Source organism: Hallerella succinigenes (genome assembly GCF_002797675.1).
GTDB lineage: Bacteria > Fibrobacterota > Fibrobacteria > Fibrobacterales > Fibrobacteraceae > Hallerella > Hallerella succinigenes.
Window position 1 is genome coordinate 2,492,555 of the sequence record NZ_PGEX01000001.1, and the last position, 16,014, is coordinate 2,508,568.

A 16,014-nucleotide genomic window follows, 5' to 3' on the forward strand; every position below is an offset into this window, starting at 1 on the left:
TCGGTCCAAAATACAGACCAAATATAATAAAAATTCAAAATAGTGCACTCGTGTGCAGTGAAAATTTGATTCTATAAATGAGTTCTATGCATGTTGTTGAATAACTACTACTTAATCGTAAATGCATATGAATTACGCCTTCGGTGGTGGATTCTTCACGATTCTAAAAAGATTTAGGACGGATGTGGACTCGAAAGCCGGTACCGCCCTCAAGTCCACCAGCGGCTGGGGAAGCCTCAAAGGCGTGAGCGGCAACGGCACGGATGCTTTCGGTTTCTCGGCGTTGCCTGCCGGCTACAGGAGATACAATGGGGATTTCAAATACGAGGGCGACTACGCGTTCTTCTGGAGTTCTACGGAGGACAAGTCCCTAAACGCGTACTGCATGTACTTGGGCTACGACGTCGACTTCGCGAGCCTGGACGGCACCGGCGATAATTACACCGGGTTCTCTGTCCGTTGCCTCAAGGACTAGGTTGCCAACCGCCAACGGCGGGTAAGTGGCCGTCGCAGGTTGGGCAAGTCCACCTTGTTGAAACCCGGTACGAGGGCTTTGATTCAGTCACCTACCCCGACTGGGAGTCGCTTTTTAGGGCTTTCAACTACAGGTGCGCGAAGGGCTCTACGCTCTGCCTGGACGAGTTCCCGTATCTTGTGAAATCCTGCGAGATGTTGCCCTCTACGAAAAATCGCCATTGTATGGGTGAAATGGTTGACGGTTCAGAAAAACAATCGGATAACGATAAAATAGAACGCTACTGTTATGACAACGATACGACGAATTGCGACCGATACGGGGGGGCTTTATCAATGGGCTGAAATGATGGGCTTCAATGATAGTTGTAATACCAAAAGTTGCGCTCATTTGATTGATGAAAATTTCTACAGGAGATAATGGTATGAAGTGTGTCAAGGGTCTTGGTTTCCACATTGCTTCTGCCTGTTGATTCTGGGTAAAAAAATTATATTGACGGTATGGCGCAGCCTTTGTCGAAAATCAGCATCCTGAAACCCCTTTGCTGGGATTCAAGCGTGAGTGCCGAGACGCTCCTTCCCTTGGTGGACGGGACGGTGTCTTCGGTTGGGGGCTTCTCCCGTGAAGCCCTGTTCCTGCGTTCGCTGGAGCGGGTGCCGTGGCACAACCTGGTAGTGCTGTGGGGCGGGGCGGAAAACTGTGCAAAACTTTATACGGAAAAGGTCCGAAGGGGGCTTCGCAATGGCGACTTCAGGCAAAAATACGATTTCGCTTTCGGAATTCTACGAGGAGAACCTGTACAGGCTCCAAGATGGGGTTCTGAATATTGTGAAAAACTGCGGCACACCTTTGTATCTGACCGGTGGAACCGCGCTTAGCAGGGCGTATTACCGCCACCGCTATTCAGACGACCTGGATTTCTTTGTCAACAACGACAATTCCTTCAATCAGTATGTCGACGCCGTTCTAGATGGTCTTCGAAAGGCCGGCTATGACTGGAGTGTCGAAACGGGATTTGTCAAGTCTCCCGATTTCAGGACCCTTGTCTTAAGACATCCCGATTTCCAGATGGGGCTGAAACTCGATTTCGTAAACGATGTCGCCGCGCACTATGGCGAGATAACCGAAACGGACCTGTTCTACAGGACGGATTCTGTCAGGAATATTCTTTCGAATAAGGTGACCGCGATTTTCAGGATGTCGGCAAAGGACATTGTGGATATCCATCGGATATGCCTGAACGAAAAATTCGAATGGCGGGAAGTCTTTGAAGAAGTCAGGGAAAAGGAACTGGGCGTAGAACCATTAGATGTTTCCCAGGTCATGCAGGGAATAACGCAGGCTGCGTTTGAGAGTATCAAGTGGAAATGCGGATTGCCCTTTGCCGAGTTCAAGCGGGACATCGATATGATTACCGCCGACATGCTTTGCCTGAAGGACAACGGCTTGAACGACAGGAGTATGAAATGAAAACGATAAAGAAGATTGGCTTGGTGAGTGCGGTTGTGCTTGCAATGCTTGCGTTCTCGGCTTGCGACGATGACAGCTCTAGTCCTGTAAAGCCTGAACCGGAAGTTTCTAGCGAAGCGGACGATGTCGAATCATCTTCGAGCGTCGAAGGCAAAAGCGAAGAAAAGGGATCCAGTGCGAAGGATGCTGAGTCCTCATCCAGTGCGAAGTCCGGTAGCAACTCTGCGAAGTCTTCTTCATCGAGCGTGAAATCAAGCAGTTCTTTTACCTCGTCATCCTCGACGAAACCAGAGAATCCAGCGTCCTCCTCCAGCGCAAAGTCCAGCAGTTCCTCGATACCCGTGTCTAGTAGCGAATATATTCCCTATAATCATGCAGGGCCTCTTTTGGCAGATAGTTTGAATAGCAACGCTTATCAGAAGTTTTCTGATTCGCGTAATGGACGTAGTTACTACTATTTGACGATTAACGGCAAGGATGGCGCATCTGTTACGGTGATGGCCGAAAATTTGAATATAGGTGAAATGGTAAATGGTGATAAGGACCAGACCAACGACACCAAGATTGAACGCTATTGCTACGATAATGATACCACCAAGTGCGATAAGTATGGAGGCCTTTACCAGTGGGCGGAGATGATGAACCTTCCGTTCGAATGCAATAGTAAGAGCTGTGCCGACTCCATTAAGCCGAATCATCAGGGAATTTGCCCCGACGGCTGGCGTCTGCTCACTTACGACGACCTCGTTGTCATTCTCAAAGCTGATGGAAATGAACATGGAATAGAAGGGGCTCGTGCCCAGGGCTTCGGCGGTTACAACACCACTGGGTATAGCCTTGTGGGTGCGGGGTATAACTGGAATTATGGATTTAAGAATATAGGAGAAGCGGTGTATTGGTTCTATCCAGAAGAAGATGCAGATTCTCCAGCAACAAAGGCTTCGGACTCCTTTACGGGGCAGTCCTTAAATAGTTTTGCGAAATATTCAACGAAAAAGATACATGGTTTTTCCGTCCGTTGTGTTAAGTCAAAATAAAATTTATAAGTAAGATTACAAAATGAACATGAAAAAAATAAAGAAATCTGTCAAGCAGTCCACCAAGAACAACTACCGTATTGAGGCTCTTGAACCTCGCCTGATGATGGATGCAGTCGAATAATCATTCCACACCCCACACTACACACTTCACATTGCGTCTGCGTAGGGGCCGGGGAGCGCCCAAGGAAGGGCCAAACTTGTTGGTTACCCTTCCACAACCTTCCATTCGCCGATGGTGCGCTTCTCCTGGTCGAACGTAACACCAATCTTGAATAACTTTTTCGGCGAGCCGTCCTTGGCCATCGTGACGGAATATGGAATCAGGTAGCCCTTGTCGTCGATTTGTTTTAACGCATCATCCACAGTCGCGGAAGAGTCAAGCTTGAACTCGAAAACGTAAACAGCATCGGCAGTTTCCACGACGGCATCGGCGCGGCCCGCGGCACTGCATTCCTCGGTACGCACGACGTATGGCGTACACAGCTTGAAAATCAGGAACAGCACCGTCTTGTAGTGGTTTTCGTCCTTGCGTTCCGCATTGTACGGGATGCCGCTCATGAACACGCGGATGTGAGTCATCGCGTCATCAATTTTACCTTTCCGCAGCGCCTTCGTGAAACGGAGCATGAACATGTCGTTGTCAACAACGTCGTCCATCGCGTAATAAGGCATCAGCGCCTTCAGAAAGCCGAGACGCACTTCTTCGTTCGGGAAGCCAATCGTGTAAGCGAAACCATCAAAATTCTTGATTGTCAAGTACCCGCTCTGGTAAAGCATCGGGATGGGGTTCTTGGCAGTCTCCGTCGGGGCGTCGAACATGTCAAGAGTCGCCTCGAAACCGGTATCGAAAGGCGTCGGGTCCACCTTGTACTTGCGCATGAGCCTGGTCAGAATCGTCGGCGTTCCCGTGGAAAACCAGTAGTTGGCAAGTTCTCCATCACTTAGCGAATTGATAAGGCTGAACGGATTGAACACGTCCGGCGAATTCTTGCTGAAGTGGTAGCCGTCATACTGGCGCGTTAGCGCCTCGCAGGCACCGTCGTAAGTCATGCCGTTCTTGTCGGCGAGGGCCTGGATCTCGGGCTGCATCTGGGTCAGCACTTCTTCCTTCGTGATACCGCAGATGGCCGCATAGTCATCGTTCATCGTGATGACCTTCAAATTGTTGAGCTCGCTGAAAATCGAGAGCTGGCTGAACTTGCTGATGCCCGTGAGGAACACGAAGCGGAGGATGCCGCCCAAATCCTTGAGCGGGCTGAAAAGCTTGCGCATCTCGTTCTTGAGCGTGAGCTGGAGTTCCGGATTTTCCATGGAATCCAGCAGCGGGGCGTCGTATTCATCGACAAGCACCACAGGGGGAGTATTCGTAGCATTGTAGGCCGCCTGGAGAATATTGCCGAATCGGACACCCCATTCAAACTTCGCCATATTCTTGATGCCCAGCAGTTCTTCGAATGCGGCCATCATATTGTCGAGGGAAATTTGCAGGGATTCCAATGTATCAAACTTGTTCCCCGCGAAACTCAGCTTGAACACCGGGTACTTTTTCCACTCGGTCTCGAGTGTCTCCATCGCGAGGCCAGTGAACAAGTCCTTGCGGCCTTCAAAATAGTATTGCAGCGTGCTGACCAGCAGCGATTTCCCGAAACGGCGCGGACGGGACAAAAAGAAATACCTGTCCGCTTTGACCAATTTATAGATCAAGTCGGTTTTGTCAACGTAATACTTGTCGTCTTCGCGAATCACCGCGAAATCCTGCACGCCGATGGGGAATCTTTTTAACGCCATGGCAACAATATACATTTTTTCGGCAGGGCGGGCATTACTCCCCGATGGGGGTGCCGTAGGCAGGCTGGGATTGTGCTATATTTCGGGGATAGCGAGGTACCGCCGGTGAGTTTCTTGTTCTTGATTCGCAGTTTTGCCTGCGCCCTGATGATGGATGGCGCAGCGGGCTACATCGTGTTGCCGGACGGCATTGAACAACCCGAAGCCGTTGTTGAGGCCCCGGCGGTGATTGGTGTGTGGGTGGCAAGGGCAACACAAAAGTTTAATAACAGGAGAATGGATAATGAAAACGATAAAGAAACTCGGCTTGGTGAGCGCTGTTGCTTTTGCAATGCTTGCGTTCTCGGCATGTGATGACTCGTCATCAGCAAGTTCCGACGAAACCGGTACTTCCAGTTCATCGGTAGAAACTTCTGATTTGGATGAGTCATCCTCTTCGATTGACAAGAAGTCTTCGGGTAACGAAACCAAAGACAAGTCATCTAGTAGTGACACTAAGTCGAGTAGTTCCACAAAAGAAACAAAAGTCTCTTCTGATTCCAAGAGTTCCAGTTCTGTGAAGTCCGATGACTCATCCAGCAGCAACAAGGACAAGTCCAGTTCGTCGGTTAGTTCGTCTTCGAGTGAAAAGCAAAGCAACAGTTCTGAAGGGTCATCTAGTTCTTCCGTGAAACAATCTTCGTCGTCAGTTGCTTCGAGTAGTAGCGAATATGTGCCGTTTGATAGGACAGAGCCTTTTGATGGAACACATTGGCGTAATGGTGATTATGTGAAGTTTGTCGATGGACGAAATAATCGAGAGTATTACTATATACAGATAAGCGGAAAAGATACTGCCGGTCGAAAAGCTACGATTAAAGTTATGGCAGAAAACTTGAATATTGGCGAAATGGTCCGTGGAAGGAAAAATCAGGAAGATAATGATAAGATAGAGCGGTATTGCTATAATAATGATACGACAAATTGTGACCGCTATGGTGGACTTTACCAATGGGCAGAGATGATGCAATTGCCTAGCGATTGTAACCAAAAAGATTGTCGGGATCAATATGATACTATAACATATCATCACAAGGGAATATGTCCCGACGGATGGCGCCTGCTTACATACAATGACTTTTATATTGTTGTTCATGCCGATGGAAATACCCATGGTGTTGAGGGAACCCGTTCTGCATATGGCTTTGGTGGCTACAATACCACAGGGTATAGCCTTGTCGGGGCTGGTTACAATTGGGACAATACTTTCGTAAATTTAAATGAGGGAACTTATTGGCATTATCCTGAGGAAAATCCTGAAAATTTTGCATTATGGTCAAAGGGCTCGTGGCAAGATCGAACTTCAAAATCAAATCCTATATCAAATACTCCTAAAAAACAAGGCTTTTCTGTTAGATGTGTGATGGATGAGTAAATTGTAATTCACAGGAAATGCGGAAAAAGAGCTTATTAAAAAAAGAGGATAATATGTCCAAGGAAAAGCTAAACAAAAAAAATCAGAATTATACAATTGAATCTTTAGAACCTCGCTATATGATGAGTGCTGATGCCCCGATTGATCTTTCTGTTCGTTGCCTCAAGGACTCCGACTAACCCGCCGACGGATTATCAAATCCGAATGGCAATACTGCCTTAAAAACCGCGTTATCTTGCCAAATCTATCATAAAAAAGATACTTTTGGTGAATTATGTCGTATAATTTGCCAAATCCATGTGCTTTTATATATATTTGGTAAAGTATAGGGAGATCCTATGTCCGAAAAACTGATTGTTGGCAGAAAACGCGAAATATCCCTGTTGAACAGGTTCATCGATAGCGACGAAGCTGAATTTGTCGCTGTCTATGGTCGTAGGCGAGTCGGCAAGACTTATCTCGTGAAGGGCCTTTTCCAAAAAAACTTTTCTTTTTACATGACGGGGTTGGCCAATTCCGATCTCAAAAAGCAATTGCAGAATTTTACGGACGCCTTTTCGCAATATTTTTCAAAGAAGGCAACCGTCAAAAATTGGTTTGACGCGTTCAATCTCTTGCGCGACGAACTCTCAAAATTGCGTAAAACCAAGAAAATCATTTTCATTGATGAACTGCCGTGGTTCGATACCGCACGGTCTGACTTTGTAAGCGCCCTGGAACATTTCTGGAATTCGTGGGCCTCCGATGACCCGACCATAAAGTTGATTGTCTGTGGTTCTGCCACGTCGTGGATGATGAACAAGCTCATCAACAACAAGGGTGGTCTGCATAACCGCGTAACGCACCAGATAAAACTTTCTCCGTTCACCCTTGGCGAATGCGAAGAATTTTTGAAGGCAAAAAATTTCACCATGGACCGTTTTGAAATCGCTCAGTTCTACATGGTTTTTGGGGGGATTCCGTATTACTTGAAACTCCTGGACAAAGGCGAAAGCCTTGCACAGAATGTGGACAGACTTTTGTTCGGCGAAGATGGCGAACTCCGCAACGAATTTCACAACTTGTATCACGCGTTGTTCCGCAATTCCGAAAAATACATTGCCATCGTAGAAGTTCTTGCTCAAAAGAAAAAGGGGATAACCAGGAATACGTTAATCAAGGAACTTTCGGTCGAGAGTAGCGGGGGCGTGTCCAAGGCCTTGGACGATCTTGAAAATTGCGGATTCATCAGACGTTATAGTCCCTTTGGCAAGAAGACCAAAGACGAACTGATTCAACTCGTCGATTTCTACACGCTTTTCTATTTCAGGTTCCTCGCGAAACGGGCGAAGGGTCGCCGCAACCAATGGCTGCAAATCCAGGGTAAGCCTGAATACAACAGTTGGTGCGGCTACGCATTCGAAATGCTGTGCCTTCAGCATTATCCGCAAATCCTGAACGCACTCGGAATCTCTGGAATAGAAAGTGCCCCTTGTAGCTGGATATATACGGGGAAAGACGGCGCACAATTCGACCTTCTGATCGACCGCATCGACAACGTCATCAACATCTGTGAAATGAAGTTTTCGACCAGCCCCTACGAAGTCACGCAGCATTACTTGACGGAACTCCTTGAAAAAGTCAAGCTGTTCAAGGAATCCTCTAAGACCCGCAAGTCACCGATGCTTACCTTCGTGACATCGCTCGGTCTAAAACCCAATTCCTGCGCCAGGCAGATTCCAAAATCAATCACTTTGGATGTCTTGTATAATTCGCCAAATCTACCATAAAATGCCTACATTTGGCAAGTTATAACTCCTATATGTCTCAATTTGAGTCATATAGGAAATTTCTGATAGAAAATCTTGAAAAAAGTTGTTTTTCTGCGTTATTCTGGACTTTTGTCTTGTTTTCTAAATTTTATAATGGGGGGGTATGGACTTTGGCAGTGGCATTGCCTATATTTAACAAAATAAACTATAGACGGGGATGTTTTATGAAAAAGTCTTTCCAGCGTGTCATTGCGACCCTGAACTTGTTTCAGGGGAAGCAATCTCTAACCATCTTTATGTTGGCGGCATTCTTCGCCCTTTGGGGCTGTGACGACTCGTCGTCGGCAAGTGGTGATAACAATGAAACATCCGCTGTTGAATCGTCTTCAAGCGTAAGGGACTCTGATTCCACCGAAGAGTCCTCCTCTTCGATTGATAAGAAGTCGTCGGGAAACGAAACCAAAGACAAGTCATCTAGTAGTGAAAATAAGTCTAGTAGTTCAATAAAAGAAACAAAGAACTCGTCCGACTCCAAGAGTTCCAGCTCTGTAAAGTCGGATGATTCTAGTTCATCTTTATCGATATGTCCTCCCGAAAAAGAAGGGAAGACCAAAATGGTGGCGTTTACTGGTGTTACGTATATTTGCACGGATGGCTATTGGATTGAAGTTTCGTCCAGTTCTGCGGCTTCTAGCAGTAGTTATTTCGATATGACAAATCAGTTTAACTCTGATATAAAGTATGGAACTCATACGGACTCTCGTGATGGGGTAACCTACAAGACGATTACGATAAAATATGGATACTATGGTGTAGACTCCCTTACTTTTTTTGCAGAAAATCTAAACTTTGGCAAGATGGTTCAGTCTAGTGAGCAACAGGGTGATTCGACAAAGTATTGCTATGATAATGACCCTTGGTATTGCGAACACGGTTTTGGTGGCTTGTACTCATGGAATACGGTAATGAAGTTCCCCGCCGCTTGCAATAACGCTTCCATTGGTTCTGACGATTGCCCTTCCAATTATGACTACCCGAAGGGATCTTTATCGAAGCATGATGTTTTTCATAAGGGTATATGTGATGAAGGTTGGCATGTTATGCATGAAGGTGAATGGGCTCTTCTTTGGGAAAGAGCTGGCATATCGAGCGTCGCTAGTGCCCATGGTTCCTATGTCTTTGTTTTGAAACCGACTTATTTTGGTTTAAACAAGTCTGGTTTTTCCATCTTGCCTGCGGGTCGATTTGTCCCGTCTGAAGGTGGTTTTTCCGATTTGGGTGAAGGGGCCCGATTCTGGAGGCCAGAGCAAGATGAAGAAAATAGTCAAAAAGCTTCTTTTATATATGTTCCTCGTTTAGGTGATGATTTTTCTTTACAACGAGTTGCTGTCAAAGAAAATGCTTATTCTGTTCGTTGTGTAAAAGATTACAAACCGGAAAATTAACTGAAGTATAGAATTTATCATGTCAATTTCAGAGAAAGGAAACCGTATGTCCAAACTCAACAAGAAGAATGGCAAAAATAATAACCAAAACAACTACCGTGTTGAACCCCTTGAACCTCGTTTGATGATGGATTTTGCGGTATAAATTCCACATTCCATATTTCACATTGCTTGGTTTGTGGGTGGTGAAAATTTTTACAGGAGATAATGGTATGAAGCGTGTCAAGGGTCTTGGTTTCTTGTGGGTGGCGGTGCTCGCGGCATCCTTCGCCCTTTCCGCCTGTGACGACTCGTCGTCGGCTAGTTCCGATGAAACAGGTGTTTCCAGTTCATCTGTAGAGTCTTCTGATTCTGAATCGTCGTCGGCGGTTGATAAAAAGTCATCAGGCGAAGAAGCCAACGAAAAGGACAAGTCATCGAGTAGTGAGAATAAGTCTAGCAGTTCCGCAAAAGAAACAAAAGTTTCTTCTGATTCCAAGAGTTCCAGTTCTGTGAAGTCAGATGATTCTTCTAGCAGCAAGAAGGATACGTCTAGTTCATCGGAGAACTCGTCTTCAAGCAAGAACCAAAGTAGTAGTTCTTCTGTGAAACAGTCTTCTTCATCGGTTGCTTCTAGTAGCAGTGAGTATAAGCCTTATAATCATATGAAGGCTTTTAATTCGGATAGTGTACTTACAGGGGCTTATAAGCAGTTTACATACGAAGGAAGGTCCTACTATTATCTAACAATCAATGGTACAAATCAAAATGATGAAGCCGCGTCTGTCACAGTTATGGCTGAAAACCTGAATGTTGGCGAAATGGTTGATGGCGATAAGGACCAAAATAACGATTCCAAGATAGAACGGTATTGTTATGACAATGATACGACGAATTGCCAGAAATATGGCGGACTCTACCAGTGGGCAGAAGCGATGAAGTTGTCGAGCGAATGCAACACCAAGAGTTGTGCTGACTCTATTAAGCCAAACCATCAGGGAATTTGCCCAGATGGATGGAGACTTTTAACTTATGATGATATATATGTGATTGTGCATGCTGATGGTAATAAAAATGATGTTGAGGATATTAGAAGTACGAATTTTGGTGGCATGAATTTTAGTGGATACAGTTTGATGGGGGCAGGGTATCTTTGGAATTATGGGTTTAGAAATTTGAAAGAAATTACATATTGGCATTATCCAGAAGAGGCTATAAGAGGTGGTGACATCAATGTGAAATCGTTCTCTGGTCGGCAAAATAAAACATCTACTGCTATAGCATCTCAAGATGCAAATAAGACACATGGTTTTTCTGTTCGTTGTGCAAAAATAAACAAATGAAAAAGTAAGAGAACTCTTTAATCTCAACATGTCAAAGGGCTTGAAATATGACTAAAAACAACTATAAAAAGAGAATCGGTGAATTTAACTACAAGATTGAATCTTTAGAACCTCGCATGATGATGAATGCGGATGTTGTTTTAGATGACTTTGGGGACAATATATCCAATGTTTCAACTACAGTTGAAAGTGCCTTGAATGAAGTTGATGATTTGCGGTTGTCTGGACTTGGCTTGAATGAGTCTCTTGATTCTGCTTCTGCATATTTTTCTGGTGTCGGCTCAAATATACGGTCTTTGGTATCTACGGCATTCGAGAACTATAGAGATGCATTGCCCGATGGGACAACATCTGTCCCCTTGGCGGTACTAGTTTCTGGATTGAACACGAATCTTCCTGGTCAGTTGCCGTCAAATATTGAAAATCCCGTTTTTAGCGCATCAGATAATGATACACTCAAGCTGAATTTTAATACCCTTGCCGCCTAGTGGGATAATTCCACACCCCACACCCCCACACTACACACTTCACTCTGAAATCGCGTTAGGCCTCCAGCCACTTGCAGTTCTACTGCTTAGTGGCTATGGTCCCCTTTAGGGGAGGGCGTCGCACCTTTGTGGCGAGACGCGTAGCGGCTCGATGAGCCGAGCGTGCTCGGCGAGCAGCACCCGACCCGGCCCTTCGGCAGGTTCAGGGACCTGGCCGGGGAACGCCCTGTTTTTTACATTAGGCAGACTACAGGTTGTCCAGAATTCTCAGCATTTCCGCAGGGGTGACGACTTTCGGGTGTTGCGAAAAATGCTTCTGGTTGCCCGTGACCAGAAAAGTTTCATCGGTCTTGTTCTTCTCCATGGCGACCTCGAAAAACACCGCATCTTTCGGATCGGGAAAATCGCCAACGAGAGTTTCAACGGCAGCAAGGTTCACGCCGATGGATTTCAGGCGAGAAATCAAGAAATCGACGGTTTCTGTTGGAAAATGAAACTTCTTGCGCGATAGGACTTCATTTGCCTGCCCGCGCCTGTGCGATTTCGGCGTTGATTTCTTCAAGGGACATGTCGGCGACTCCTGCATTGGCGGCGGACTGCGAAGCCTGCTTCATGGCTTCAAGGACATCGTCGGGTGCGGGCGGGCGGAGTTTCATGCTGAAAGGAATGCCGTTTTCGAGAATGGTGCGGGCAAGGAACATTCGGACGGCTGTCGGCATGTCTATGCCGAGTTTTTCGAAAATACTCCCTGCTGCGGAACGGGTCTTTTCGTCCACCCTGACTTGTAGCAATGTGCTCTGCATGGCATACCTCCGTATTTACAAAATATACAAATGTATTCTTTGTAAATGCAAGTGACTTTAATGTTAATATATAATTTGTAAGGCTTTATAGGTTAATTTTCTCAAAAAATACGGAGAAATTAGCCCATTTCAGTTTTGTGAAAATTTCAAATACGTTTGAAATTTTTGATAAAATTATATATATTTTAAGATGTGATTGAAATTATTGATTCTATATCCAAATACAACTTATGGGGTGGAAATAGCCCGTTTTTGGGCTTTAATCGGCATATTTATCAGGAAAAAGTCATGAAAAGTGTCGGAAACAACCTGGTCAAGGTTGTTGTCGGGCAGCGTCGTGTCGGAAAGAGTTTCGTTTTGCGGCAGGTCTTGTCGCAAATCGTTGCAGGCGGAGTTCCCGCCGAGAACACCCTATACATCAACAAGGAATTTCTTGAATTCTCCGCCATAAAATCCGCAGAGGACTTGCAGTCTCTTTACGCTGCTTACAAGAACCGTTTTTCGCCCCAAGGCAGGACCTATCTTTTCATTGACGAAATCCAGTATATCGATGGATGGGAAAGATTTGTGAACGCCCGTTCGCAGGATTTTGCCGAGCCTTGCGAAGTATTCATAAGCGGGTCCAATTCGGATATTCTCTCCGGGGAACTTTCAACCATGCTTTCGGGCCGATATGTCCGGTTTGAAGTGTTTCCATACAGTTTTGGCGAGTTTTGCGAGTTGACCGGCAAGCCGCAGGATGCGTCGTCTTTTACGGATTATGTCCAGCATGGGGCCCTGCCCGAACTGTTCAACCTTGATTCGGAGGAAATGCGACGGAATTATGTCGAGAGTCTGAAGGATTCCGTGATGCTTCGCGATGTCGTGCAGCGTTACAGAATCAAGGACGCTACCTTGCTGAACGATCTTTTTGTCTTTCTTTCGAATAATGCCTCGAACTTGATTTCTTTCACGAATGTGGTCAAGAGCCTTAAGGGGCAAGGGCGGAAAACAAATTACGAGACTGTCTCGACTTATGCGGGGTATTTGGAAAACGCCTTCTTGATACATTCCTGTCCGCGCTTCAACATTCGTGGCAAGGATTCGCTGTCCGGTCCTGCCAAATACTACATGAACGATTTTTCGTTCCACAATTACCTGTATGCGGGTTTTGGGTATGGAATGGGTTATCTTTTTGAAAATGCCATTTATCTGGAACTTCGCAGGCGTGGCTACGATGTGTATGTCGGGGAATTGGATGGGAGCGAGGTCGATTTTGTCGCAATCAGGAACGACGCGCGCATTTACATCCAGGCTGCCTATAAGATGGAGGGCGAGTCGACCATTGCCCGAGAATACGCTCCGCTGGAAAAAATCAGGGACAGTTATCCAAAATTTGTTGTGTCGTTGGATGAGTTCCGGCTGCCATCGAATAACGGAATTTTGCATGTCCGCCCTTGGGAAATACCTTGATTCCCTTGTTCTGTTTTGTTAGGTGAAAACGTCTATATGTCCCAAACCGCGCCTACTTATGGCTGCCGTCAAATAATCATCCCACATCCCACACCCCACACTACACACTGAAATCGCGTTAGGGGGCGTCGCACCATTGTGGCGAGACGCGTAGCGGCTCGATGAGCCGAGCGTGCTCGGCGAGCAGCACCCGACCCGGCCCTTGGCCGGGGAACGCCCATAAGAAAACAGATTTAGGTTATTGTCCTTATATATTCCCGAATATATGAAATGGGGTGTTTGCTTCTTTGTGCAAAGAAAGGTATATTTTGGAGGAGGATTAAAAAAATATATATTGATGACGGAGGCCCCTATGGAAATGACAACGGTCCAGCTTAAGGTTCCCGTGGCTATGAAACCGTATATAGCGACGAAGCCAGATGGCGAACTTGTCCAGTTGGCCCTGTTGTTGCATCCGTTCGTGAAGAACGAGACCATTTCGCATGGTCGTGCCGCGGAAATCCTCGGCATCACAAAGTGGCAACTTATTGAACTTTACGCCAACGAGGGGTTCGCTTATTTTGACATGGACTGGAGCGAGGTAGAAGAAGACGTTGCAACCTATGAACGCCTGAAAGCCAAAGAGGCCGCACAGGTATGATTGTCGTCTCCGATACCACGCCACTTATTTCCCTCCTTAAAATTCGTCGCCTTGATTTGCTGGAACGTCTTTTTGGGGCTGTCCATATTCCTCAAGGAGTCTTCGACGAACTGACGGCAAACCCCGATTTTGCTGAAGAGGCGTCCGAAATTCAGGAATGCGAATTCATCAAAATTCAGGATGTCAACCCACAAGAAGTGTCCCTTTTTAGGCGGACTACGGGGCTTGACCTTGGCGAGAGCGAGGCTCTGGTTCTTACCGACAGGTTGAAAGCCGACTTGTTGCTTGTTGACGAGATTCGCGCGAGGCATGTCGCAAAATCTATCGGTTTCAATATAATGGGGACAATAGGCGTTTTCAGTGCCGCCTATAAAGAGGGTTTCATTTCTGCCGATGAAATTCGCGAGGCTGTGGAAATCCTGCGTTCCAGCGGGCGGCATATCGGTGAGCGACTTTTCAAGAAGTTGATTGAAACCTTGTAAAATTGATTGACGGTCTGCGGGGATGAGGCGTTGGCCGGCTCGATGAGCCGAGCGTGCTCGGCGAGCAGCACCCGACCCGGCCCCAGGCCGGGAAACGCCCAAGATGTTAGGATTGCAAAAATGGAATCCAGTAAACGGGAATGCAGTCTGTTTTCCCGTCAACCATAAAATCTTTTGTGTAAGCGAGAATGCGGCGACCGATGCGGCGTGAATATTTCTTGCAGAATTCATCAAGGGATGCATGCGACTTGTAGCCCGACGACTTGACTTCGATGGGGCAGATTTTACTTTTCTCCGATATGATAAAATCTACCTCGTAATTGCTGTTCGTGTTCTCCTTGGGCCATGCGTAGTAATAGAGTTCGTGGCCTGCGGAACGCAGCATTTGTGCGACGGCGTTTTCGTAAATGTATCCCAGATTGGCACTGGTCTTGTCCGACAGGAGTTTCTCGTAGATGATGTTGTTCGTAAAGTCCTTGTCCTTGAAGGCGAGCGTTACGAAAAGCCCCGTGTCGGCGGTGAACATCTTGTAAAAGTTGATGTTCTTGTTCATGGCGAGGCCTGTATTCGGGTCGTTTGCATGGTAGGCGAGTGCGATGGTAGAAGAATCACTCATGTTCGCAACGATTTCTTCAATGCGGTCCGCCTTGGTGCCGGGTAGCACCGAACTGACCTGATAGCGCTTGGCGTTGCCGGTAAGCTGTGCGGGGATTGCGTCGAACAGGCTTGCGGCTCGGCCGCTTGGATCGATCTTGGAAAAGTCGTCTTCGTAAAGTTCTATGATTTCGCGCTTGACCGAATCGACCATCTTGAAACTGTTCGACCGGATACATTCGTGAACCGCCTGCGGCATGCCGCCCACAAGCATATACAGCCGGAAGTCCCGCATCAGTTTCCGGTGCACCCCGTTACCGAGAGGGATTCTTTTGGCGACGGCCTCCCTGAGCAGGTTAGCGGTGGCCCTGTCGCCTAGAGCCCAACGGAACACCTCGTAATCTAGCGGGAAAAGTTCCATTCGGGTTTCTTCACTTGGAATGACTATTTTTTCTACGTTCTTCCTGATGGATATGAGCGAGCCTGTTTCGATGTAGTCGTAGCGGTGGTCCTTGACAAGGTGCTTGATGGCCTGCCTTGCCTTGGGGCACAACTGGATCTCGTCGAAAACGATGCAGGACTTGCGTTCTTCCAGTTCAACCTGGTAGGCAATTTTGAGCCGCAGAAAAATGTAGTCCAGGTTCGAAAGGTCGTCGAACAGCGCCATAATTTCCGAAGAAGCCTTCGAAAAGTCAATGAGAATGTATTTACCTCTCTGAGCCAAATATAGCCTATTTTGCCCAAAATCACAAGTTTTATTTTCGTAAAAATGCCTAAATCCACTAATTTTTAGACGGCGTATTTGCCGGAATTCACCTTTTTTATAAGGAGACAAAATGTTCTCCCCAAA

Annotated in this window: 19 protein-coding genes and 1 pseudogene; 14 read left to right on the forward strand and 6 right to left on the reverse strand. The window is 46.6% G+C overall.

The annotated features are described in order from the left end of the window. Positions 1-127 precede the first annotated feature (127 nt). From BGX16_RS11420 to BGX16_RS11440, 5 genes and pseudogenes are all read left to right on the forward strand, one after another. Complete coding sequence (locus BGX16_RS11420) at positions 128-475, forward strand: FISUMP domain-containing protein (RefSeq protein WP_241899551.1); 348 nt, start codon at positions 128-130, stop codon at positions 473-475. A 68-nt stretch (positions 476-543) separates the two neighbouring features. Further along, positions 544-681: pseudogene (locus BGX16_RS15290) on the forward strand (ATP-binding protein); the annotation flags it as partial. Between the two features lie 535 nt (positions 682-1,216). After that, positions 1,217-1,945 (forward strand): nucleotidyl transferase AbiEii/AbiGii toxin family protein, encoded by a 729-nt coding sequence (locus BGX16_RS11430; RefSeq protein ID WP_100426144.1) that lies wholly within the window; start codon positions 1,217-1,219, stop codon positions 1,943-1,945. Further along, positions 1,942-2,982, forward strand: coding sequence for an FISUMP domain-containing protein (locus BGX16_RS11435; protein WP_157798008.1), 1,041 nt, complete (start codon positions 1,942-1,944; stop codon positions 2,980-2,982). Before BGX16_RS11430 ends, BGX16_RS11435 begins: the two co-directional genes overlap by 4 nt. A 28-nt stretch (positions 2,983-3,010) precedes the next feature. After that, complete coding sequence (locus tag BGX16_RS11440; protein ID WP_157798009.1) at positions 3,011-3,106, forward strand: LEPR-XLL domain-containing protein; 96 nt, start codon at positions 3,011-3,013, stop codon at positions 3,104-3,106. Positions 3,107-3,189: 83 nt separating this feature from the next. On the opposite strand, the gene BGX16_RS11445 is transcribed toward BGX16_RS11440, so the two are convergent. Both BGX16_RS11445 and BGX16_RS14700 read right to left on the reverse strand, forming a co-directional pair. Continuing rightward, positions 3,190-4,788, reverse strand: a complete 1,599-nt coding sequence (locus tag BGX16_RS11445) for an ATP-binding protein (RefSeq protein WP_100426147.1) — start codon at positions 4,786-4,788, stop codon at positions 3,190-3,192. A 60-nt stretch (positions 4,789-4,848) separates the two neighbouring features. Further along, positions 4,849-5,361 (reverse strand): hypothetical protein, encoded by a 513-nt coding sequence (locus tag BGX16_RS14700; protein ID WP_157798010.1) that lies wholly within the window; start codon positions 5,359-5,361, stop codon positions 4,849-4,851. A gap of 79 nt (positions 5,362-5,440) precedes the next feature. On the opposite strand from BGX16_RS14700, the gene BGX16_RS11450 reads away from it, so the two are divergent. From BGX16_RS11450 to BGX16_RS11465, 4 genes are all read left to right on the forward strand, one after another. After that, a complete protein-coding gene (locus BGX16_RS11450; RefSeq protein ID WP_157798011.1) occupies positions 5,441-6,187 on the forward strand; it encodes an FISUMP domain-containing protein in 747 nt (248 codons plus the stop codon). Positions 6,188-6,240: 53 nt separating this feature from the next. Further along, on the forward strand, positions 6,241-6,366 hold the full coding sequence (locus BGX16_RS15295) for an LEPR-XLL domain-containing protein (protein WP_157798012.1): 126 nt from the start codon (positions 6,241-6,243) through the stop codon (positions 6,364-6,366). Positions 6,367-6,525: 159 nt separating this feature from the next. Continuing rightward, complete coding sequence (locus BGX16_RS11460; protein ID WP_100426149.1) at positions 6,526-7,956, forward strand: AAA family ATPase; 1,431 nt, start codon at positions 6,526-6,528, stop codon at positions 7,954-7,956. A gap of 206 nt (positions 7,957-8,162) precedes the next feature. Beyond that, entirely contained in the window at positions 8,163-9,383 is a 1,221-nt protein-coding gene (locus BGX16_RS11465) for an FISUMP domain-containing protein (RefSeq protein ID WP_157798013.1), read from the forward strand. Positions 9,384-9,411: 28 nt separating this feature from the next. On the opposite strand, the gene BGX16_RS14705 is transcribed toward BGX16_RS11465, so the two are convergent. After that, the gene (locus BGX16_RS14705) at positions 9,412-9,945 is read right to left on the reverse strand and encodes a hypothetical protein (protein ID WP_157798014.1); all 534 of its coding nucleotides are present in this window, start codon (positions 9,943-9,945) and stop codon (positions 9,412-9,414) included. Positions 9,946-9,967: 22 nt separating this feature from the next. Between BGX16_RS14705 and BGX16_RS11470 the strand changes: the two genes are divergently transcribed. Both BGX16_RS11470 and BGX16_RS11475 read left to right on the forward strand, forming a co-directional pair. Beyond that, positions 9,968-10,705, forward strand: coding sequence for an FISUMP domain-containing protein (locus tag BGX16_RS11470; RefSeq protein WP_157798015.1), 738 nt, complete (start codon positions 9,968-9,970; stop codon positions 10,703-10,705). Positions 10,706-10,752: 47 nt separating this feature from the next. After that, entirely contained in the window at positions 10,753-11,193 is a 441-nt protein-coding gene (locus BGX16_RS11475) for an LEPR-XLL domain-containing protein (protein ID WP_100426152.1), read from the forward strand. 247 nt (positions 11,194-11,440) lie between these two features. On the opposite strand, the gene BGX16_RS11480 is transcribed toward BGX16_RS11475, so the two are convergent. Together BGX16_RS11480 and BGX16_RS11485 are read right to left on the reverse strand one after the other, a co-directional pair. Beyond that, a complete protein-coding gene (locus BGX16_RS11480; protein WP_157798016.1) occupies positions 11,441-11,755 on the reverse strand; it encodes a PIN domain-containing protein in 315 nt (104 codons plus the stop codon). Then, positions 11,709-11,996 (reverse strand): type II toxin-antitoxin system RelB/DinJ family antitoxin, encoded by a 288-nt coding sequence (locus tag BGX16_RS11485; protein ID WP_100426154.1) that lies wholly within the window; start codon positions 11,994-11,996, stop codon positions 11,709-11,711. The genes BGX16_RS11480 and BGX16_RS11485 overlap by 47 nt, the downstream gene beginning before the upstream one ends. A gap of 288 nt (positions 11,997-12,284) precedes the next feature. Here BGX16_RS11485 and BGX16_RS11490 point away from each other — a divergent pair, with 288 nt between their 5' ends. From BGX16_RS11490 to BGX16_RS11500, 3 genes are all read left to right on the forward strand, one after another. Continuing rightward, positions 12,285-13,448, forward strand: coding sequence for an ATP-binding protein (locus BGX16_RS11490; protein WP_100426155.1), 1,164 nt, complete (start codon positions 12,285-12,287; stop codon positions 13,446-13,448). Between the two features lie 352 nt (positions 13,449-13,800). Continuing rightward, entirely contained in the window at positions 13,801-14,088 is a 288-nt protein-coding gene (locus tag BGX16_RS11495; RefSeq protein ID WP_100426854.1) for a UPF0175 family protein, read from the forward strand. Next, positions 14,085-14,570, forward strand: a complete 486-nt coding sequence (locus BGX16_RS11500) for a PIN domain-containing protein (RefSeq protein WP_100426156.1) — start codon at positions 14,085-14,087, stop codon at positions 14,568-14,570. The genes BGX16_RS11495 and BGX16_RS11500 overlap by 4 nt, the downstream gene beginning before the upstream one ends. A gap of 106 nt (positions 14,571-14,676) precedes the next feature. On the opposite strand, the gene BGX16_RS11505 is transcribed toward BGX16_RS11500, so the two are convergent. After that, the gene (locus BGX16_RS11505; RefSeq protein ID WP_198514917.1) at positions 14,677-15,888 is read right to left on the reverse strand and encodes an ATP-binding protein; all 1,212 of its coding nucleotides are present in this window, start codon (positions 15,886-15,888) and stop codon (positions 14,677-14,679) included. Positions 15,889-16,014: the final 126 nt, after the last annotated feature.